Origin of the sequence: Rickettsia endosymbiont of Lasioglossum villosulum (assembly GCF_964026455.1) — a bacterium.
Taxonomy (GTDB): Bacteria; Pseudomonadota; Alphaproteobacteria; order Rickettsiales; family Rickettsiaceae; genus Rickettsia.
On the sequence record NZ_OZ032152.1, the window covers coordinates 623139 to 645701 of the forward strand.

The window sequence follows — 22563 nt, forward strand, 5'->3', positions numbered from 1 at the left end:
TATCTTTACAAAAATTAATAAAACCGTATTTTATGGTTTTTGCCGCCACGTCTTTATAAACATATGGAGTATTTAAATATGCAGCAATATTCAATTCATAACCTTAAAGAAAATTTAGTTAAAATTGTTAGAGATAATAAAGAATGGAGTCTTAATGACTTTGGGGGTTTTGAAGCTCTTCAAAAGTTACCTGAGATAGTTAAAAATAGCCCATTATTTGCTAAAGCAGTAAAAAACTTTAATCCGACAGTTGAGGGAACAAGCTTATCTATATTTAATTCTGTAAATAGTACAATACCTTATACATTACCTATTAAATTCACAGAAGTTGCTCTTGAATTGGAAGCAGTAGGTAGAAATGCTAGCCATGTATGGGAAACCTTGTCAGTGATATTAGAAAAAGCTCAAGGGAAAGGAGTAACTTACTTAAGTTTAGGTAGAGGCTGGGATGGTAAGCAAGACATAGCAGGTGGTAAAAAGATATTAGATCTTATGTCGCAAAATTTACAAGCAACTCGAAATGATCCACTCAAGTCTAAAGTATTTAATATATTATTAGAAGAAACAGACAAAAAAGAACAAGGTTTATTTGCTATTCCTGATAGCCATAAAAAATATCCAACTGTAATGAAAGCATATGCAGAATATAAAGCACTTGTTGAAGATAGTGAATTTGTGGTATTAGGAGTACAATTTAACACCCTTGAAGTTCAGATTGAAGCAGAGCCACAACAATCAGGATTAGGAAATAACGCTCAAAATCCTCCGCTTGATGTTAAAGGGAAGATTAATAGTATCAACGAATTATTAAAAAATTATAATGAAGAGTTAAAGAATTTAACAGAGATGGGATTAGATGCAGAAGCTATAAAAACTATCTTTTAACAGAAGCAAAAGAGCTTACCAAAGAATTGCTTAAATATTATGGGAATCTTTCAATTTTAGAAAAAGGTTTTTTTAAAGATTCAGAAGTTTGTAATAAATATAACAAATTAGCAACAGATATTCGTGCTATTGATATAGGCTTATCTGATGATTTAAGATATCCCTTAATTAAAATTATGTTAAATGTTCCTAAAAATCCTTTTGAGTATTTGGGGGAGTTATTTGGAGGACAATCAGCTGAAGCATCTGAGCAGATATTAAAAGATTTTATAATAGAATATGAAAATACACATACTAGTGAAGAAGTTAATTCTTTAGGTGATTTTTCTTATTTAACTTAAATCAATCTTTTAAAAGTTTAATGTCATAACTTTTTTTGTCTTATAAAGAGAGTTATGGCATTTTACTTTATGTCTTAAAAACTCCTAAATTTTTTTTAACCATCTGTTTTATTGACAAATCTTAATAATATTCATATATTGCATTTCCAAAAATTAATACCATATTTTGTGGTATTAAAACTTAAACTTAATTTAAAAAAGGATATATTCTGTGAGAGAGTCTTTAATTAGCATATTAAAAAAAGCAACAGCGAATAATAAAAAGCCCAAATTTACAAATTATTTAGATATAATAAATGAGGTTATAGATCTTACTAATAATGAAAATAATATTGATAACAGAGAAGAAAAGTTTCAAGATATCCAAATATCATTAGAGCAGATTAAAGAAAAATCAAAAGAAGATATTATAGAAGTTAAAGAAAAGTTAAGGGAAATATTAGAATATTTTGTTCAAGATTTATATACAACTAAGAACGATCTAACGAAAGCAGAAATATTTAAAATCATAGTTAATGATTATAGAATTTGTGGCGATGAAGAATATCGATTGGGTTTAGAATTTAAGGTAAGATTTGATATTGTAAAACCTACCGAATCAGGTGAAGAGATATTTTATAAGCAGCCAGAATTAGCCTTAAGCAATAATACAAAAATACTAGAAGTCGAATTAATAAATCCATTTTCTGAATTAGAACAATTAGAGCAAGTATTAAAAACCTTAGGGGAAGTAGAAAGCAACACAGGCGTCAATAATCTAGAATAATTATTTAGTCTTTTGTAATATAACTTTTCTTGCTTAATTAGAAAAGTTATGTTACGTTAATTTATCCAAAAATAATAAAGTAATTTAGGGTAAATGTTTGTTAAGTTATTGATCTTCACAATTCCTTATATCTTCTTTTCATCAATAGCTATTGCTGATCCTGAAATAGCTGAGTCTTTAAAATGTTCTAAACTTTTCCCTTATTTTGAAAAAAAATTTAATATCCCGTCTAACACGCTTCATTCAATTGCTTTAAAAGAGTCAGGTAAAAAACATAAAACTCGCAATCTTAGAGTAGTATGGCCTTGGACTGTTAATGTTGAGGGTAAAGGTTATTACTTTAATACTAAAAGAGAGGCAGTAAATTTTGTAAGAAAAGAAATTATAAGAGGGCGTGAAAGTATTGATGTTGGATGTATGCAGATTAATTTAAGGCATCATTTAGGGGCTTTTAACTCTCTTGATCAGGCATTTGAGCCGAATAATAATATTCGTTATGGTGCAGAATTTCTACGTTCAAAGTATGATCAGCTTAAGAACTGGCATAAAGCTATAGCCCATTACCATTCAGCTACTCATTCTTTGGGTTTTAAATATAAACAGGATGTAGTAAAAATAGCAAGTAATATGGCACTTTATAAAGCATCGTTGCATGGTTACTTAAATAATAGTGAGGATATTTTAGTAAATAAGGCTGTAGTCAGTAATAATAAAGTTCAGAAAAAGCCATTTTTTACTAGTAATAAAAGATATAAAAGTAGTATTATGGTCCCGATCCCAGTTAAAATTAACTAAATTTATGAATATTAAATCAATAATATATTTTGTAATATTAGTAAGTGCAGTAAAAATTAATGCCGATTTTAACGATATTCAAGTTACAGAAACTACTCAAGATATAGTAATAGAGCAAGAAACTATAAAATTGCCATGGAGTGATTGCACCGAAATACATAAATTATTTGAAAGAAAATTTTCTTTTTCAGAAAAACAGGTTAAAAAAGAAAATAGAATTTATGAAGAATATAGAAAATTTTATTTAGATCATAATAATCCTAGCAATTTTTCTATGCAATTTAGTGAAAGAAAAACTGATGCTCAGAGAGTAGAGACGTTAATTTCAGGTTTTTTAAAATTTTGTGAAGACAATTTTCAAACCAGTAATATTAAGCCTAATTCCTTAAGCTATCAAATTAAAAAACAACAAGAACAGTTGTTTAATAATATAAGAAGTGAAAATTATAAAATATATTATAAACAAAGATATTATAATAATGCTGTGTTACCCTCACATAATAAATAATTAATTACTCATTAATACTTGCATTTTGTATTTATTAATTTATTTTAATAAACTCAATATAATAGGTAGGTATTATGTTTAGAAAATTTATATTGGTAGCATTATTATGTGTCAATAGTTATAAAACTTTAGCAGAAGATAAGAAATCAGAGAGCGTACCAACTAAAATTTTGATAAATATTTCTGAAAATTATAATTGTAGTGATAGCGATTTAGTAGAAAAACGAAAACAGCACATAAAAGAGAAAAAATTACAAATTTCATTACCTGATGATCAGATTAAAATTAAAGGTATTAGGGATAATTTTGAAATAGTAGAAAGAATTAGGGGTGATGATATTCATACTGCAAGAAAAAGAAAGCGTATTCAGGATCTCATAAATGGTGATCTACCACCTATCATTAATTGGATGGTAGAAGAGAAAGCAATTTTAGAAAAGAAAGTAAAAGAAAAATATAAGATAAATTGAGAGAGTTATATATTCAATAGAGTAAATATAAAAAATAACCGCAATAATGCAGTAGTTGGAATTAGTAACAGCTTGTTTATGAAGCAGGTAGCAGACGATCTAATTGATCGTTTGAAAATGATCGATAAAAATTTTTCTAATATTTTGGAAATATCAGCTAAGTGTGGTTATCTGACTAAATTATTAAAGGTTATCTACAAGGATGCTAAAATTACTGCAACTGATATGTCTAAGACGTTGCTTGATTCATTTGAGCATAATAATAAGTTATGTATTGATGAGGAGCATTTAGAACTTCCAGAAAATTCATTTGATTTAATAGTTTATTCCTTAGGCTTACACTCCATAAATGACGTACAGCGTTTTTTGCTTAATATAAGAAAGTTCCTAAAAAATGATGGTGTTTTTATCGGTAATTTTATTGGAGGTAGCAGTCTTCAAAATTTGCGTAAATCTTTAATAGAACTCGAGATAGAAAGCAGCTCTCAACATTCTCCTCATATCTCGCCTTTTATTCATTTCGATCACGTTCCAATCTTATTATCACAAGCAGGCTTCGATGAAGTAATTGTTGATTACGAAAATATAGAGCTGAAATTTGATAATCCATTAGAATTAATGAGAGAAATAAAAAATATAGGCGAGTCAAACTCGTTAATTCTACGTCAAAATTATGCTATTTCTAAAAAAATGTATTCTTTGCTACAAAACCATAAAAATAGCTTCGAAGATAACATTACCTTAATTAGTTTTATTGCTTCACCTAGTAAAAATAGTATAAGATTAAAGTTGTTATAAGAACTAGAATGCTGTATTTTTAGGGTTTAATATGGGTTTGTTATTGTGAGTTGTGTATACGTCATTGCGAGGAAATGCGTAGCATTGACGCGGCAATCTTGTCATGCGTCCTGAGATTGCATCAAAGCTATGCTCCTCGCAATGACGTGTATGTTGGGATGACATAAAGGACATACAGTTATTGATAATATTTATAAGGTATATATGCAAGAATTTGATTTAGTAGTAATAGGAAGCGGTCCTGCTGGTTATACTGGTAGTATAAGAGCCGCACAACTTGGTATGAAAGTAGCGTGCATTGAAAAAAATGATACGCTTGGTGGTACATGTCTAAATATAGGGTGTATACCTTCTAAAGCACTGCTTAATTCTTCTGAAAAATATGAAGAAGCTTTAAAGCATTTTGAGAATATTGGTATTAATGCGGAAGTAAAGCTAGATTTACAAAAAATGCTCGCTAATAAAGATAAAGTGGTTTCAGACCTTACAAAAGGTATAGAAAGTTTATTTGCTAAAAACAAAATTACCAGAATAAAAGGTGAAGCTAAAATTATATCTAATAATATTATTGAAGTAGGTGGCGAACAGATTTCGGCTAAAAATATCCTAATTGCTACCGGTTCTAGTGTAATAGAAATCCCAAATATTAAGATTGATGAAGAATTTATCGTCTCTTCGACCGGTGCTTTAAAGCTTTCAAAAGTGCCTGAAAATTTAATAGTAGTTGGCGGCGGTTATATCGGTTTAGAGCTTGGCTCTGTTTGGAGGCGTCTAGGTTCTAAGGTAACAGTGGTAGAATATGCTGAGAGTATTGTACCAATGCTTGATAAAGAAGTCGCTAGCCAATTTATGAAGCTTCAACTGAAACAGGGAATAGAATTTAAACTAAATACTAAAGTATTATCTGCGGAAGTAAAATCCGGTAAAGTTAACCTTACAATCGAGGAGGGTGATAAAAGCTCTGTAATAACTTCGGATGTAGTACTTATGGCAGTCGGCAGAAAAGCTTACACGCAAAATTTAGGTCTTGAAGCTGTCGGCATTGCTACAGATAAACAAGGTAGAATCGAGATTAACGAACATTTCCAAACTGTTGTACCAAACATTTACGCAGTCGGTGATGCTGTAAAAGGTGCTATGCTTGCACACAAGGCTGAAGAAGAGGCGATAGCTGCCGCCGAAATTATGGCAGGGCAGGCGGGTCATGTAAATTATAACCTGATCCCAAGCGTAATATATACTTCCCCAGAAGTAGCAAGCGTTGGTGAAACTGAAGAGCAATTAAAGGAAAGAGGCGTTAGCTACAAAGTGGGTAAGTTCCCATTCTTAGCCAATAGTAGAGCAAGAGCAGTAGGTAAAACTGAAGGAATGGTGAAGATTCTTGCCGATAGTAAAACAGATAAGGTTTTAGGAGCTCATATTATCGGGGCTGATGCAGGAACTCTAATAGCAGAGCTTACGGCTTATATGGAATTCGGTGCAGCTGCGGAAGATATAGCAAGAACTTGCCACGCCCATCCAACTTTAAGCGAGGCAATCAAAGAAGCAGCTCTTGGGGTAGATAAAAGAACTATAAATATTTAATTGTCATCTAGTTGCTTGACCACGGCATCTAAAAAATAATAAAAAATACTAATTTTATTAGTATTTTTAACTGGCTCTAGTTCATAAATCACGGGATGACAGAGGAAAAACCGATCCACGCTGGCAATGCCTAATAAATCATGGGATGATAGAAAAACTTAATATATTTAAAAAATATGAAAATAATAAAAAAATTATCAATTATTATTTTGCTCTCATTAGCAGCAAGTTTTAAAGTATTTGCTGAGCCTGACAATAATATTGGGCAAGTTTTTTTATATGTAGATCAAAAAAATTGGTCGCAGGCAGAGCAGTTAGCTAGGGAATTAAATAACAAAGCTTTAACAAAAATTGTTGTTTCGCAAAGATTTTTAGATAGCGATTATCCGAATAATAGCTTTGAGCAAGTAATTAAGTTTTTGTGCAATAATCCAAATTGGCCTCAAAGTAAGCTATTAGAAGAAAAAGCAGAAAGATACTTAAATAGCAATACAAATAAAAAAACCATTTTTGAATGGTTTAGTAAGCATCCACCCCTTACTGGTAAAGGTTATAAATATTATGCATTGGCTGCAAGTAGCTTAGTTAATGATCAAAAAATATTATTGCCTATTATTAAAGATGCTTGGATATATGCAGATTTTAGCCCTGAAGAAGAAAGTGCATATTATAGCAGATGGAAGAAATATTTAACCACAAATGATCATTTAGAACGAATAGAAGAACATCTTTGGAAGTCTGATATTAGATCAGCTGAGCAATCACTAAAATATGTAGATCGTAATTGTCAAAACTCCTTTAGAGCTCAAATTGCTATTATAAATAAATCGCCAAATGTTGAAAAGCTTTTCAGAAAAGCCCCTGAAAAATATTATACTTCTGGTCTGTTATATCGTTATTTAGATTCTAAGAAAAAGCAAAAACCAACTGGTGAAATTATTACTTTATTTAAGAAAGCAAAGAATAATCGTAAGCATTTTGCTAAATGGTGTCGCTTGCAGCTCTACTATGCTCGTGAATTTATCGATTATAAAGATTTTGCTAATAGCTATAAAATAGCATCATTGCCTTTTGCTACCTGTCCTGAAACGATAAGAGAGCAGGAGTGGATGGCTGGATGGTTGTCTCTAAGCTTTTTAAAGAAGCCTGATCAGGCATTAGCACATTTTAATAAATTTATCAAAATTGTTAAAACTCCAATTAGTTTAGCACGTGGATATTATTGGTTAGGACGAAGTTATGAAGCGAAAGGCAATAAACAAACTGCTAAACAATTTTATGAACAGGCTGCTAAATACTCTTTTACCTTTTATGGTCAGGTAGCAAATATTGAGTTAAATAAAACTAATTTAGTATTGCCTCCTGTACCTATAGTTAGTAATGAAGAAAGAAAAACTATTGAAAATAAAGATATTATTAAAGCAATAAGATTATTAGTTAAATATGATAAAAATAAATTAGCTGTTATATATTCTAAAGCTGCTATTAAAGAGACTAAAAACCCTGCTGAAATTTTAGTAATCACAAACATTATTAAGTCAACTAATAATGCTAACTATATGGTTGATGTTGCAAAAATTGCTGCTCAAAATAATATTTTCATTCCAAATTGTGCTTTCCCAACTCCTTATAATCTAGCAGGGCTTCCTATTGATCCCCATTTAGCTTATGGGATTATTAGGCAAGAATCTGTTTTCGATCATAAAGCGGTAAGTAGTGCAAATGCTAGGGGCTTAATGCAGCTTATTGATAAAACTGCTTGTGAAACCGCTAAATCTATAAGTCTTAAATGTAGTGTAGCAGATTTAACTAGAAATCCTGCATATAATATTAAACTTGGTACTCATCATTTTAAACAATTACTGGGTGATCATCGTGGATCTTACATTTTATCGATTGCTTCTTATAATGCTGGCAGTCACAATGTTGCAAAATGGATAGATAGATTTGGTGATCCAAGGAATATCAAGGATATGAGAAAAGTTATTGATTGGATGGAACTTATACCTTACCGAGAAACAAGAGATTATGTTCAAAGAGTTCTTGAAAATATTCAGATTTATCGTACAATTTTGAATAAAAATAATACATTCAAGTTTAAACAGGATTTACACGCTTGTGATATACCAAAAAGTTAATTTATGTTAATGTTTTGTTTGACATAATCATAAAATATGAGTATGGTGCGGGTATATAATTAGTAAGTTAAGGAGAAAGTTATGCCATTAGGAAGAGAACAAAAAAAATTTGGTAAAAAAGTAGAAAAAGAAGTCAAAAAATTCTCTAATGATAATGATAATAACGTACACAATATTAAGGAAATGCTTAGCAGTTTAGGTATTAATCATGAAAATAGAGAGACTTTTGACATTGGGATGCCCCACATCCTTTAAACCCTCTTAATGAACAAGAACCAGTTAAATATAGATGGATAGCAAGTACCTCTAATTCAGGAGAGGACAATCAAGAAAAGGGCGAACAAGCTAAGCTAGTATTAAAAGCTTTAATAGAAACAAAACGTAGCAATAATCTAAATGATGTAACGAATGAATTTAAAGATCATTTTTCAAAATTAAATCCTGGTAGTGTAGTAGCATATATGACTACAGCAAAAAAATTAGATATTAACCCCGACGGATGTGTTGGTACTGCTCTTAAAAATATGGGAAACTATGCTGCAAAATGGAATGGTATCTCAACAAAAGAATTATTTACAAAATACGATGTAACAAATCCATATTGTTCTTTTGACAATAAAATAGAACAGGACCGTCAAAATCAAGAGACTATACTAAATGTTGAGTTGAAAGCTCCAGAAAGTTTACCTGAACCAGAAGAACAAATTGTTAATACTAATTATACAGCTTCTTCATTAAAAATTTCGAAAGAATTACTTGGCGAGAAAGTAACGCTTATTAATGGTAAAGAAGTTGAAGTTAAGAAATTCTTAGAATTATTATATAATCAAAATACTAAAGAATTTGATTTTCTTTTAAAAATGTTACCATCTGACACTAGTGAAGTTATGAAAAAAGAAGTAACATTGAAACTAGCTTATGATTATTTTAAAGATTCTAAAAACTTTGATGAAACAAATGCAATATCCGAAAGAATAGGAACAAGTGATATATTTGAAGAGTATCTTGGTTTTAATATTGATCAATTTAAAAGTGAAGAAATGAATATTATGGGTGGTGATCAGCATTCTTATTTAGATTTTTCAGCTTAAAATTCTATCATAAGGCTTGCCTTACGTTCTCATTTTAAGGAAAAACTGGCGTTGTTGTATGGCTTGGAAAATGCCCTGTATGTCATTCTTAGCAATGGCGGTAATCCAGCATAAATCGAGCTTTTAACTTTAAAAACTTGCTTTATGTATACTTTTTTTCCTGGATTCCCGCCGTTGCTAAGAATGACATAAGAGCCATGCAACGAAGCCACTCCTAGCTAGGTATGACATAATAGTAAAACTCTAATAATAAATATCATGAAACTTAAAAATTTAATTTCATTAATATTACTATTTTCTTCATTATCAGCTTTTTCGCAAGCTACAATACCTCAATTATTAAAAAATATTCCAATTAATGTCGTTGCACCGGCTTCAGGTGCTGATAGCAAAACTTTATCTGATTTAAAAAGTATCAAAACTCTTAACTTAAATATGCCGGCTAAATGTTTTAGCAAAGGTGATTTACCATTTTTAGCAAGTACTGATGAGATAAGATTTAATTGTTTGAAAGATGCCTTATATAATGAATCTAGCAATATAGTATGGAGTTTAAGAGGCGGTTATGGTTCTGCAAGATTAATTCCTGATTTATTAAAACTTCCAAAACCAAATAAGAAAAAATTTTTTATAGGATATAGTGATATAACGGCTTTGCATCTTTTCTTATCGCAAGAATGGGGATGGAAAACAATACATGGTACTAATGTAGCTGGTTTGCTAAAACCTGAACAAGATCAAGGTAACTTTATAAAACTTGCTGAAATATTGCAAGGTAAAGTAAAACAAGCGGTCATAAATGATTTAGCAGCTCTTAACAATGTAGCCAAACCAACCGAACTTGTTAGCGGCAAGCTAACCGGCGGTAACCTAACTATGGTATTAAGTAGTATAGGGACTAGATGGCAAATAAAAACCGCTGATAAAATTCTTTTTTTAGAAGATATAAATGTAGCTCCTTATCAGTTAGATCGTGCTTTAATACAATTAAAACAAGCTGGATTACTTGAAAATATTAAGGCTATAATATTTGGCACGTTTGATAAAGATTCTAAACTCACAATGTTAGTGCTGCGTAATTTTGCAAATAATTTAAAAGTACCGGTATTTAAAACTGATAGATTCGGTCATAAGAAAATTAATGATCCAATTATTTATAACACAGATAGTAAAATTATCGGTAATGGTGAAAAATTTAAGTTGATAATGGATTTGTGATAACTCCTATTGTTTTATACACACAAATATACTATAATAATTAAACCTGGTAAATTTATTCCTGATAATGAAATGTGGCTTTATAATAAAAATAACAATGAGATAATTGATAGAGCTATAAAATGGGCAGAAATAAATAAAAGGCATGAAAATTTTGATGAAATAGTAGATTTGGTACAAAATGACTAAAATATTACTAGATATGAATTATCCTGCTTTTCAAGAACAATTATTTGGCATAGAAAAGCAAGAGCAACGTGCTTTACTTACTACTTTAAAGAAAATCAAACAAACGTGTTTGTTGCATGGCTTCGGTGTCATTCTCGCTTTCGCACAGTAGTGTCTGGAGAAAATTGGAGTATTATTAAAATCGTCATTGCGAGCGGTCGTAGACCGCGTGGCAATCCAGAAAAATAGTAAAAAATAACTAATTTTAGCGTTTTTTACTGGATTGCTTCGTCGAATTACTTTGTAATTCTTCTCGCAATGACGAAAAAACCTAATAATAACAACGTTTATTTTTTTCCGGACACTAACTGCGCTTTCGCAGGAATGACAATTAATGTCCCCTCAAATGCAAATAATCATTATATTTTGACATATCCAAATCATAAACAAAGGACTTGTTTGTAACATAATATTCAAGCAGTCTTATTAATCCTTGTTTATGTTTGTCTAGGGTTTCCATGCTTAAACTTATTTCTGTTGTTTGCACATAAGGCTTGGTTCTAGTTATTTTTACATAGGCAATGGTAATGTCTTCAATTGAATTCCCGCTTTCGTGGGAATGAGATAGTATATTAAAGCCGTTTTCGAGTATCATTAAACTTTCTATAATAAGCTGTGGTGAAAGTCCTAGCTCTATTTCTTTTTTAGTTGGGATAGTACCAGTTTTATAATCTAATATAGTTATGCGGTTTGATTTACTGATTTCAATTCGGTCAGCTATACCAATTATTTTTATATTCTGTCCTGCTATATTTAAGTTCAGCTCTCCCTTAATTTCAAAATAAATTTTTTGACAATTTTTTCTGCGTTCCATATCAAATAGAATAAAAGCTTTACTCAGTAGTGTTAGTTTTGTCTGCCAAGTTTTCTTTGTATATGTAGGGAGAATAGTGCTATGTAAAATATTATTGCCAATATTTAGCAAAGCTTGCTGTTTATCAAGCATATTCTGCTGGTCATAATTTTTAGAATATTCTTCTAAAACTTTATGAATAAAGTTCCCAAAATCTGATATTTTTGGCTCTTCCCATATCTTATCTTGAGTCCGTAGCTTCAGGATTTTCTTAGCATAAAAACCATATGGATTCCTGATTAAGGTTTCTATATCTGTTACAGATAATATATTTGGGAAAAAAGTACTGTGTGCTGCTTTTTTTCTATTGTCATCCCGTGGTTTGTCCACGGGATCCAGAAATATACTTTCAAAGATACCGCGATCAAGTCGCGGTATGACACTTTTATTCTGAGTGACATTTTGCAGCTTTAAAAATAAATTACAAGGAGTAGATAATTTTCCGGCATATTTTTTTGCATTTAATATGATTACTTCTTCATTTTGTAATAACAAATCAAAATAATCTGAATATAGTTTGGGAGTAATTTCATCATAATCTATATTCAATATTTGCTTTGCTTCTTTACTTAAATAAGGATGAGTAGTGGTAGTAGTACTCCAATTATCGCTATTAAAATGTGGTAATATAATTAAATTGAAACGAGATAAAGCAAGTTCTTCAGATGAGCCGATAACTATCTTAGATTCAATATTTTTATAATATTTAATACTAGAAAGTAATAGAGTAAAAATTTTAGGAAAATCTTTTTTACTGGTGTTTATACTATCGCTAAACTCTATTAAATTATTTAAAAATTCTAATAGCTCAGCTCCTTCCTCTTTTTCCCAAATTTCTGGTAAAAGCTTTTCAGCTATTTCTTTAGAAACTACTAATATATCATTGATATTATAAGGTTTAGTAGCAAATAAAATATCTACTAAATTATGGCAGTAACTTCTTAGATCCTCATTATCAAATTGTAATTGTAGTAAATATTTTGGCGAAGATATAAAACGATTTTTACCTGATAATAATAACTCAAGTTTCTGAACATTCGTGCAGTTTATTAAAGGATTTTTAAGTAATAAAAATAAAAGTTTCAAATCAAAATTATTACATAATATATTAATGATAGATATTAGTAAGCTACTTACATTTGTTAGTTTTAGATCATTACCGATCAAATCTTCAAACACTAACTCATATTTATCTAAATAGTTACAATATATCCTTTTCAATTTATCGTTATTTGTAACAATAGCTATTTTTTTATCCGCATTCAGCTTACATATGTGAGCTATCTGCTCAGCTTCTTCATAAATATCCGTAGGCTTATAATAATATATATTATTGTGAGCTAGTTTTATCTCATTATATTTAATTATTTGCAGTTCTTCTTCATATTTTTTTAAGAAAGAATCAGGCTTAAATATGCCGGCTAATATTACCTTTTTACTGCTGTTTTTGGTTCTTGCTATCTCTTCCAAAAGCAATTTTAATTTATAATTATTACTGCTTTGCTTTTCGTTTTTTTGCCATTTTAAAAAACTATATTCTAAGAATTTATAAATATTCTGCCAATATTCTGAATTATTGTAAGTCTCAATTAATTTTATATCGATATTATTATTTACTAAATCAGCAAATAATTTATTTAAAATTCCGGCAGTTTTTAATGCTTCCTCAGGAGTAAAATCTAATTTTTTATATTCGGTAATTATTTTTGACAAAGTAAATAATTCTTCCATTTTAGACATATAATCTTCCGAAGAATCTTTTTTTGAAATAATAGCATTGAATGGGATAATAATAGGTAAATTCTTTATATTATAATTGCCAGTCAAAAGCTCTTTTAATTCGATGCAAGAACGACTATTCGGCAATATTATTTTGAGTTCTTTATACAAATTATCTTTACCGAATTTACTTATAATAAATTCAGCAAAATCCTGTAAAAAAGAAATATTAGAAATCATAAATATCGTTTTTTATATCGAATATAGCATATTTAAAATCCAAAACAAATTTTTTAAAAAATCATATTTTATGGTAATTAACCCTTGATTATTAATTTTTGTTAATTATTATGAGAGAGATATTAATTTAAATGGAGGAGAATCATGGAGTATAAATTTGAAAAAGTTTTATCAATGTTAAACAAAGGTGGAATTGATATTAATTCCTTGGTTGAACACAATAACAAACACGTAAGTGGTGAGATATTTTCAGGTTACAAAACCACAGCTTTACATTGTGCTGCTTTCCACAATCATTATAAAATAGTAGAATTACTAATTGAGAGGGGGGCAGAAATTAATATTGAAGACTCAAATAATTATACTGCTGCTCTACGTGCTACACAATTTGGTCATTATGAAACAGTAAAATTATTTATTGATAAAGGTTTTTCTGATCTTGAATATTTGTTATTTATGGCTGCTACTAATAATTACCTAAAGATAGCAAAGTTATTAATCGAGCATGAAGCAGATGTAAATTATAATAATGGCAAAATATTAAATGAGTTAGCATATTATGACTACGCAGAAATGTTAGAGTTACTCATTAAGAATGGAGCAGTCGTAAACCATATTGACTCTTCCACAAATCGAATCCCATTGGTAAAATCAATAATAACAAACCATGACGATGACAGCGATGATATTAACCCATTTGCTCAATATTTACTCGAATATCCTAATACTAATATTGAAGATGAAATATTAGAACCTGTGTATAAATCATATTTAAATAATCGTATAACAGGAATAGTTGAAGATATAGCAAAATGCGAGAAATTATATAAACAATCTAATTTAGAAGAGTTATATGAATATTTTAAAGATTGTGATTCAAAAGTACAAAATATTTTTTTAAATAGGCAAAAAAACAAATTTAATCCGGAAATAAAATATTTTAAGAATAAAGATGATTTATATAACGAAGCAACAAAATTAACAAAATTTACTTCTAATGATTTTGTTGATCCTGAACTAAAATCTTTAAGTAACTCAATATCTGAATATATTACATTAAAAAGATTAGCATTATTAGAAATTAAAGAGTCGAATATTGAATATAAAAATTCATATATACCTAAATCCTTAATTGAGGATTTAGACGAAGTTATAGCATTAGGTAGCCCCTCTGCTGATTAAGTTTTAATAAGCTTTTTAAACAAGACTAAATCTATATTACAAGAAAACCACAAAGTAATTTAACAAAGCAATCTAATTAAAATTTTTTAGATTGCTACCTTGCTTGAATTGTTTGCAATATAGATTTTTAAAGACTAAGTCGCAGGTGCTACATCGCCTCCCATAGTTTCAACATTTTCTTCTTCATAAATAGTAGCTGTAGTATGTTGACGCTCAGAAGCAAGTTGTTGATTAGAGCCTGCGTATTCTTTCAAATAACTTTTTATTTCTTCATTGCTGAGTAATTTCACAGCATTAGTCATGTTATATTTATCTATAAACTCTTTCGGCATAGTTTCTTTAAGAGCTTCAGAAGCGTTATCTAATAAATAAGATGATAAAAAATCTAATATTTTATTACCTTTTTTAAATGACAAAAAACTTAATATAGATTTATTAACACTTTCAGTTAGTAAACAAGTAACAATAATGCCATAATCATTTAATTTTTTGCACCATTCTTGAGTTTCGTTTATACCAAGATTTGGTTCTTTTATATGTGCTTTGGCAAATTTTACAGTTTGTAAAGCATATAATATTTGATTATATGTTTCGTCCATGGAAAATTTGGTTGGAGCTATTTTATAAGCTGATTTAACTTCTGATCTAACTTTTAATTCTTCTGCCAATTCTTTTATGTCATTAATAACAGGGTTTTGAGTATAGGAATTAAGACTAAGTATACTTGCTGAAAGTTTGCTTTTCATAACACTACCTATTAATAAGTTTTTAACATATTATTAATTACACATTAATTTTTATTAATAAATAAGTATTTTGTTTGGAAGATAAAATTATTATACCAGATGTGATAAATATAACGCATTAACATACTCGTTTATCAATTTTTCATTTATTCGTGGTATATTTCTAAGTGATGACCATTAATAAATATTTCAGCTTCTTTATGATTAGCTTCATGATCAAAATTTATTAATAACTCTTTTCCTGAGTTTTCATAAATTTCACTTGCTAATAACCTTTTATCAGCTCTAACCTTGATTTCAATAGCCTTTTCTTCAATAAATTTTACTCCATTTATACCATATTGATGATGTATTATTCCTTTCTCCATTGCTTTCTCAAAACGAGGCAATAAAGAACCAATTGATTTCTTCACTTTATCATCAATAATACTATAACAATCTTGTCCTTTATATTTACCAATATAAGTAGCTTCGGTACTTTTAACCTGACCTTTTCCTGGAATATTCCATGAAGTGGTATAATGAGTAATTTTCTGACTTAATATATGAAGCTGTTGTTCTTTTTTATCCTGATAATATTGATGAATTTTCTTAGCATCATATTGTGCAAGTAAACAATCTAAATCATCTATTTTTGTAGCTTCTTCAGAATCACCTATAAAGATTTCTTCTTGTTTTTCTTTACTTAATTGATTTGCATATTTCTTAGCTTTTTCTAGATCACTATTAAGTAAAGCAGCATTTATCCCAATTTCTAAAGTTTCTTCATTTTGGGGATGGAACTCTAAAACCTTTTCAACATTTTGTAAAACTTTTTGAACGTTTTTAGAAACTAGCTCACTTTTATCTTCTGCCATTAAAGAAGTATTGGCAGCATTAAGAACTTCGACTTTTTCTTCTTTTTTTAATTCCTCTGCATCATAAATTATAGAATCTGGATCAAGATAGCTTCTTAAGAGCGATAAATTTAACTTCTTACACTTCTCTATTTCATTTTCTGGAACTGTGTTTAATATGTTGCGAGCTATGTCAAATTGTTCTGTGTAAATAGCTACCGAGAGGGCTAATAATTTATCAATATCAGAATTTTTTTTGATTATTGTATTTAAATCTTTTGTAAAACGTGTTTTTTTACTAATTTTTTGATCAATTGAAAGAGAATTATATTTAGCACTATATTTATAAAGATCAAACATTTGAGTATGCTGAGGTTGTAAATCAGAGCGGTTAATATTCTCTAATTGGGAAGTAGTAATATTTGTTAGATTTTTGCCTAATTTTAGTAGATCTTTAAGACCAGATTCCGGCATTTGATTTAATAATGCTTCTATACTATCATCAGCATCATAATAACTATAAATACCCCATAAATTATAATTAATAGTTTGTATAATATATTTATCTGTAGCTGGTAATTTGTCTAAAGCATTCTTATAGCACTCTACAGCATATTCTCTCTGTCCATTTCTATGATTAAGATAACCTAATTTATAGTAACACCAACCTATATCTTGGTTTTTTGGTTTATCATCTATAGTCATATTATAAAGTGCTGCTGTAAGCAATTCTTCAGCTTCATTTGAATGTTTATTATTAATTAGTATATCTGTAGATTCTGCTGTAATATTAAAATAATGCTTTAAGTGAGAGGTTAGATCTATGATAGTTTTAATTTGATGTTCAACAGACATAAACTTGTTTACTAATTCAAACAAAATAGTCGTATATTTTTTATGATTAACATATTCTTGTTGAGAGAATATCGAATCTAAATTTGTTCTTGCATTTGAAAATATATCGGTAAATAATTTTTCTGCTACTTCATAGTGATTATTCTCTATGGTACACTCTAACGCCATTTTCATTATTTCAAGCTGTGAGAAAATACTTTCTATAGAATTATCCGCTTCAGTTTTTGCACTTTTAGAAAATTTTTCAGCATAGGCAACATTATTTACTAAAAAGGTAACGTCTCCATTAGATTTTTGCTCAGGATGATATTTTCTTAACACTTCCTTTAGTGCTTTATGTTCTTGAATATTTTTATATTCATAATTATTAAATAAAATTTTTAACACAAAAAATTTCATATTCTTATTTGTATTAATAGGAATTTTTTTTACTGCTGAACTGTTACCACTTAAAAAATTCAAAATATTTATTATTATCTCTGCTCCAGCTTCTATAGAACCTTTCATATTTGAAAGTTTTGACCATGCATTATCTTGTAAAATTATAGGAAGAGCCGGTACAAATTTTAGTACCTTATCTTTATCCAGGGCTGTAAAATTAAATTTTAATTCAGTAGGAGATTTAGACTTTTTCATAATAAATACTTAATACAAATTAGGTATAAATTATAAAATAAATTTAATAAATTGTAAAGCAAATATTAATTTTTTAAATAGGAATTAATTAGATAACAGAAAAACTAGGGTGGTAATTTTTTAGTGTTATGTTGTAGCGATGATATTACGTGGATCGTTTGTTATTCCGGCTTAAGGCTTGCTTGTGTGGATCGGAAAACGCCTTGGATGTCATTCCCGCGGAGGCGGGAATTCAGGGTAAAGCGAGATACCTAAGCTTTTAGTTTTAAAAACTTGTTTTATTTATGTTTTTTTATTACTGGATTCCCGCCTACGCGGGAATGACATGACCCCGTGAACAAGCCACGGGAGGCATTGTTGCGTGGATCGAAAAACGCCCTTGGTGTCATCCCGTGGCTTGTCCACGGGATCCAGAAAATAATAAAAAATACTAATAATATTAGCATTTTTTACTGGATTGCTTCGTCGTCTATGACTAGCATTGTTGCGTGGATGCCAAGTCGTCATTGCGAGCGGTCGAAGACCGCGTGGCAATCTCAGGAAATAATGATGAGATTGCTTCGTCAAAACTTAAAGTTTTTCCTCGCAATGACGAGAAAATGATCTACGCAACAATGCCTCTATGACTCCTCGCAATGACAGGAAAACGATTTACGCAGACATTGACACTGAGGCGTTAGAAGTCCATGCCTCCCATTCCGCCCATGCCACCCATACCGCCACGCATTGGCATTGGGTTTTCTTTGTCTTCAGGTTCATCAACAATTAAAGTTTCCGTAGTGATAATTAACGAAGCAACAGAAGCTGCATCTTGCAGAGCAGTACGCACTACTTTAGCCGGATCAATAATTCCTGCTTTAATCATATCAACATATTGTATATCTTGAGCGTTAAAGCCGAAATTCTTATCTTTATGCTCTAATAATTTACCAACTACTACACCGCCATTCTCGCCAGCATTTTCAACGATTTGCTTTATTGGATCTTTTAAAGCTTCGATTACTAATTCAATACCTGCTTGTTGGTCTTTATTGTCTACTTTCAGATTTTTTAAAGCTTGTGAAGCATGTAGTAATGTCACACCGCCACCAGCAACAACACCTTCTTCAACAGCAGCACGTGTTGCAGCAAGTGCATCCTCAACGCGATCTTTACGCTCTTTTACTTCAACTTCAGTAGCACCGCCGACTTTAAGTACAGCAACACCGCCAGAAAGTTTAGCTAAACGCTCTTGTAATTTTTCTTTATCATAGTCAGAAGTAGTTTCAGCGATATGTGATTTAATTTGTAATACTCTCTCTTCGATATTTTTCTTATCGCCGCTACCGTCAACAATTACAGTATTTTCTTTAGAGATTGTAACTCTTTTTGCATGACCTAAACTTTTAAGGCTAACATTTTCAAGCTTCATGCCTAAATCTTCGGTTATAAGCTCACCATTAGTTAGAATGGCAATATCTTCCATCATGGCTTTTCTTCTATCACCAAAGCCTGGAGCTTTTACAGCTGCAACTTTTAAACCACCACGTAATCTATTTACTACTAAGGTTGCAAGAGCTTCTCCTTCAACATCTTCAGCAATGATTAATAAAGGACGTTGTGACTGTACCACCGCCTCAAGGATAGGTAGCATTGGTTGTAAGTTTGATAGTTTTTTCTCAAATAATAAGATGTAAGGATTTTCAAGTTCAGCAACCATTTTTTCAGAATTTGTTACAAAATATGGTGATAAATAACCTCTATCAAACATCATTCCTTTAACTACTTCAACATCAAAGCTGAAATTCTTTGCTTCTTCAACAGTTATTACGCCTTCTTTGCCAACTTCTTCCATCGCTTTAGCAATTTTCTCACCGATTTCTTTATCACCATTTGAGGATATAGTACCAACTTGAGCGATCTCTTCTTGGCTATCGATTTTTTTACTAGCTTTTTTAACTTCTTCTAATACTGTATTTACCGCTAAATCCATACCACGTTTTAAATCCATTGGATTATAACCAGCAGCAACAAGCTTGTTACCCTCACGTGCTAAAGCTCTAGCAAGAACAGTTGCGGTAGTTGTTCCATCACCTGCAACTTCAGCAGCTTTAGTAGCGGCTGACTTTAACAGCTGAGCCCCAGCATTTCTAATTTTGTCTTTTAATTCAATAGATTTTGCAACAGTAACACCATCTTTAGTAATTTTTGGTGCTCCAAATGATTGCTCGATAAGTACGTTTCTGCCTTTTGGACCTAAAGTAACTTTTACTGCATCAGCTAAAATATCGATTCCCTCTAGCATTTGCTCACGTGCTTTTGAGCCGTGCTTAATAAGTTTTGTTGCCATATTTAAATTCTCCTTAAAACAAATAATTAATTAATAATACCAAATACATCGCTTTCTTTCATTACGATGAGATCTTCACCCTTGACTTTAATTTCAGTACCAGCCCATTTACCATATAGAACTTTATCACCTACTTTTAACTCTAAAGGATGCACTTCGCCTTTTTCATTACGAACGCCTTTGCCAACTGCTACGACTTCACCTTGCATTGGTTTTTCTTTAGCAGTATCCGGAATAATAATTCCACCTTTAGTTTTTTCTTCATGTTCGATAGGCTTTATTGCAATTCTATCGTATAATGGTTTAAAAGACATTTTAACCTCCAAATTATATAAATATTTTAAATGTACATACTATATATATTTATATATTTTATTTTCATTAGTTCAAGAGTAAAAATAAAAATTTTTTAGTTACTGATTTAAGGCTAAAATTTATTTGCTTAATTACTTGAGATTTAATATTGCAAGTAATTTTTAATTAATTATAATACACTTCTCAACCTTTAGTCTTTAATTGGTTGAATTAAGCAAAAGCTTATAATCTTTATAATAAGATAAATAATAATTTTATTTTGAAATCGGGCGAGGAAATGACCTCAAACCTTGATTTCTACAACTTTTCTTTATAATAGCAATTATAAAAATTGATTTGCTACTGCTAATAAATTAAGGAGGTATTGTTGTTTCAAAAAGTTATTAAACATTTAAGTCATAATTTATCTAAACATGATATTACCGCTAAAATAACAGGTAGAATTAAACATCCCGTATCAATTTTATATAAATTGTATTGTAAGGGGATAAAAATAGAACAATTAACTGATATCTTCGCAATTAGGATAGTGGTATTAGATGAAGAAAAATGCTATAAAACTTTAAAAATAGTACATAATTTATATGAGTATGAAAAAGATAAGCTAAAAAATTATATTGATAATCCTAAACCAAATGGTTACCAATCTTTACATACTGTTATTATAACTGAAGATCAATATAGAATAGAAATACAGATACGCGATGAAAATATGCATTATCATGCCGAAAGCGGTGGAGCAGCACATTGGAGGTATAAAAGCGATTTAATTAACGCATTAAAATTTTAACTCGTTATTTAAATTCATTTTGAGAATCTAAAATAGAGTTTTTAAAATTTGTTGTATTAAGTAAGTCATTTTGTTCACCTTTTGAAGGGAAATTTTGTTCTATAAAATTAACACACATTTAATAATTGCTGCTCTATTGTTCTTATCTCAAGATATGCAGCTATAAGTAAAAAGCTTTCTATAGTTTCTTTGACTGTTTTTAAAGCTTTGTCAGGAGACTTAGCATTTATGGTTTGTAAATTATGTAGACGATCAAATACTTTGATAAGTGCTATATCATATTTTTTTTCTTGAATTAATAAATTTAACATTTCACCGGAGCTTATTTTTCCATGCGGTTTAATTCTTGTTAAGTGTTCTACATTATCTGCAATATCTTTATCAAAAATTTTGCTAATATCCTCATGTGTTAAATGAGTATCTTCTATTGTGTCATGAAGCAGAGCAACGATTATCATATAAGATTTATAAAGCTTTGGTGCTTCATGAGCTGCAAATTCAGCTAACATTATTGCTACTTCTATTGGATGGGTATAATAAGGCTCGCCTGATTGACGCATTTGTCCCTCATGATACTTATGAGCATAGTAAAGTCCTTTTTCGATTTCTTTAATATCTATAGGATTTTTTGTTGTGATGTTTAATTCTTGAATTTTATCAATTAGTTTCTTGCCATAATCGCAAGCTTCAAATTTATTCTGCCAAATGTCAATATCTTCCATAACTCTAATAACTTATTATAATTTTAATCTTTAATGTATACCTACTTAAATTACTATATTTTTTTAGGAAAATTAATAGTATTTTAAAAAGATATTATCTTTTGTATCAAAAAATTTTATTTTTGGGTAAAGATAGCGATATAATTTACATTTAGGCATGATTTTATTTAAATAATAACTTATCATTAAATCTTATACTGCTATTTCTTTTCTAGATTTTCTACTAAAGATATTTTTACCGGTAGGTGTGATTTTTTTACATTGCAAAATAACAATTTAATTAATTTTTATTAACGTAATAAATAGTATATATGCATTCAATATTTACTGCTAATTTCAATAAAATATAAACCTAATTAATAAATCTTAATTTTCTATAATATAATTTCTTATAATTTTTTCAATTATTTAGTTTATAATTTCTTGTTTAGCATCAAAAACTCTAGTAATCATATAATTATAAAGATAGTTTTGTTATTCAATCTATCTTTAATTTCAAATTAATAAATTATATGGAG

At 29.6% G+C, this 22563-nt stretch carries 21 protein-coding genes and 1 pseudogene; 16 read left to right on the forward strand and 6 right to left on the reverse strand.

Annotation, left to right across the window (positions count from 1 at the left end; translation table 11 throughout):
• Nucleotides 1-78 precede the first annotated feature (78 nt).
• The 14 genes from AAGD49_RS03085 (at nt 79) to AAGD49_RS03150 (ending at nt 10934) form a co-directional block, all read left to right on the forward strand.
• Nucleotides 79-885, forward strand: coding sequence for a hypothetical protein (locus tag AAGD49_RS03085; protein ID WP_341789085.1), 807 nt, complete (start codon nt 79-81; stop codon nt 883-885).
• 26 nt (nt 886-911) lie between these two features.
• On the forward strand, nt 912-1226 hold the full coding sequence (locus AAGD49_RS03090) for a hypothetical protein (protein ID WP_341789086.1): 315 nt from the start codon (nt 912-914) through the stop codon (nt 1224-1226).
• A 211-nt stretch (nt 1227-1437) separates the two neighbouring features.
• Nucleotides 1438-1992, forward strand: coding sequence for a hypothetical protein (locus tag AAGD49_RS03095; protein ID WP_341789087.1), 555 nt, complete (start codon nt 1438-1440; stop codon nt 1990-1992).
• A 93-nt stretch (nt 1993-2085) separates the two neighbouring features.
• Entirely contained in the window at nt 2086-2787 is a 702-nt protein-coding gene (locus AAGD49_RS03100; protein WP_011477242.1) for a lytic transglycosylase domain-containing protein, read from the forward strand.
• Nucleotides 2788-2791: 4 nt separating this feature from the next.
• Nucleotides 2792-3295, forward strand: coding sequence for a DUF2532 domain-containing protein (locus AAGD49_RS03105; protein WP_341789088.1), 504 nt, complete (start codon nt 2792-2794; stop codon nt 3293-3295).
• A gap of 74 nt (nt 3296-3369) precedes the next feature.
• Entirely contained in the window at nt 3370-3765 is a 396-nt protein-coding gene (locus tag AAGD49_RS03110) for a hypothetical protein (protein ID WP_341789089.1), read from the forward strand.
• Nucleotides 3766-3825: 60 nt separating this feature from the next.
• Nucleotides 3826-4563, forward strand: a complete 738-nt coding sequence (locus tag AAGD49_RS03115) for a methyltransferase domain-containing protein (protein WP_341789216.1) — start codon at nt 3826-3828, stop codon at nt 4561-4563.
• A gap of 204 nt (nt 4564-4767) precedes the next feature.
• Nucleotides 4768-6147, forward strand: a complete 1380-nt coding sequence (gene lpdA, locus AAGD49_RS03120; protein WP_341789090.1) for a dihydrolipoyl dehydrogenase — start codon at nt 4768-4770, stop codon at nt 6145-6147.
• Between the two features lie 176 nt (nt 6148-6323).
• Complete coding sequence (locus AAGD49_RS03125; RefSeq protein WP_341789091.1) at nt 6324-8285, forward strand: transglycosylase SLT domain-containing protein; 1962 nt, start codon at nt 6324-6326, stop codon at nt 8283-8285.
• Between the two features lie 81 nt (nt 8286-8366).
• Nucleotides 8367-8540, forward strand: a complete 174-nt coding sequence (locus AAGD49_RS03130) for a hypothetical protein (RefSeq protein WP_341789092.1) — start codon at nt 8367-8369, stop codon at nt 8538-8540.
• A 206-nt stretch (nt 8541-8746) separates the two neighbouring features.
• Nucleotides 8747-9376 (forward strand): hypothetical protein, encoded by a 630-nt coding sequence (locus AAGD49_RS03135; protein ID WP_341789093.1) that lies wholly within the window; start codon nt 8747-8749, stop codon nt 9374-9376.
• Nucleotides 9377-9634: 258 nt separating this feature from the next.
• Nucleotides 9635-10594 carry an LD-carboxypeptidase gene (locus tag AAGD49_RS03140; RefSeq protein WP_341789094.1) on the forward strand — a complete coding sequence of 320 codons (960 nt, stop codon included), beginning with the start codon at nt 9635-9637 and terminating at the stop codon, nt 10592-10594.
• Between the two features lie 9 nt (nt 10595-10603).
• Nucleotides 10604-10783 (forward strand): hypothetical protein, encoded by a 180-nt coding sequence (locus tag AAGD49_RS03145; protein ID WP_341789270.1) that lies wholly within the window; start codon nt 10604-10606, stop codon nt 10781-10783.
• Nucleotides 10776-10934: a hypothetical protein gene (locus AAGD49_RS03150; protein WP_341789095.1), complete on the forward strand. Its 159-nt coding sequence runs from the start codon at nt 10776-10778 to the stop codon at nt 10932-10934. The genes AAGD49_RS03145 and AAGD49_RS03150 overlap by 8 nt, the downstream gene beginning before the upstream one ends.
• Before the next feature lie 219 nt (nt 10935-11153).
• Here the strand turns inward: AAGD49_RS03150 and AAGD49_RS03155 are convergent, their stop codons facing one another.
• Nucleotides 11154-13634: a PD-(D/E)XK nuclease family protein gene (locus tag AAGD49_RS03155; protein ID WP_341789096.1), complete on the reverse strand. Its 2481-nt coding sequence runs from the start codon at nt 13632-13634 to the stop codon at nt 11154-11156.
• A gap of 144 nt (nt 13635-13778) precedes the next feature.
• On the opposite strand from AAGD49_RS03155, the gene AAGD49_RS03160 reads away from it, so the two are divergent.
• Nucleotides 13779-14816, forward strand: a complete 1038-nt coding sequence (locus AAGD49_RS03160) for an ankyrin repeat domain-containing protein (protein WP_341789097.1) — start codon at nt 13779-13781, stop codon at nt 14814-14816.
• 134 nt (nt 14817-14950) lie between these two features.
• On the opposite strand, the gene AAGD49_RS03165 is transcribed toward AAGD49_RS03160, so the two are convergent.
• The 4 genes from AAGD49_RS03165 to AAGD49_RS03185 form a co-directional block, all read right to left on the reverse strand.
• A complete protein-coding gene (locus AAGD49_RS03165) occupies nt 14951-15562 on the reverse strand; it encodes a hypothetical protein (protein WP_341789098.1) in 612 nt (203 codons plus the stop codon).
• Between the two features lie 146 nt (nt 15563-15708).
• Nucleotides 15709-17889 carry a hypothetical protein gene (locus AAGD49_RS03170; protein WP_341789099.1) on the reverse strand — a complete coding sequence of 727 codons (2181 nt, stop codon included), beginning with the start codon at nt 17887-17889 and terminating at the stop codon, nt 15709-15711.
• A 676-nt stretch (nt 17890-18565) separates the two neighbouring features.
• Nucleotides 18566-20218, reverse strand: coding sequence for a chaperonin GroEL (gene groL / locus AAGD49_RS03180; protein WP_341789100.1), 1653 nt, complete (start codon nt 20216-20218; stop codon nt 18566-18568).
• 26 nt (nt 20219-20244) lie between these two features.
• Entirely contained in the window at nt 20245-20532 is a 288-nt protein-coding gene (locus AAGD49_RS03185) for a co-chaperone GroES (RefSeq protein ID WP_011477260.1), read from the reverse strand.
• A gap of 368 nt (nt 20533-20900) precedes the next feature.
• On the opposite strand from AAGD49_RS03185, the gene AAGD49_RS03190 reads away from it, so the two are divergent.
• Nucleotides 20901-21323 carry a bifunctional (p)ppGpp synthetase/guanosine-3',5'-bis(diphosphate) 3'-pyrophosphohydrolase gene (locus AAGD49_RS03190; protein WP_341789101.1) on the forward strand — a complete coding sequence of 141 codons (423 nt, stop codon included), beginning with the start codon at nt 20901-20903 and terminating at the stop codon, nt 21321-21323.
• A 4-nt stretch (nt 21324-21327) separates the two neighbouring features.
• Here the strand turns inward: AAGD49_RS03190 and AAGD49_RS03195 are convergent.
• A pseudogene (locus AAGD49_RS03195) lies at nt 21328-22045 on the reverse strand (HD domain-containing protein).
• Between the last annotated feature and the right edge of the window lie 518 nt (nt 22046-22563).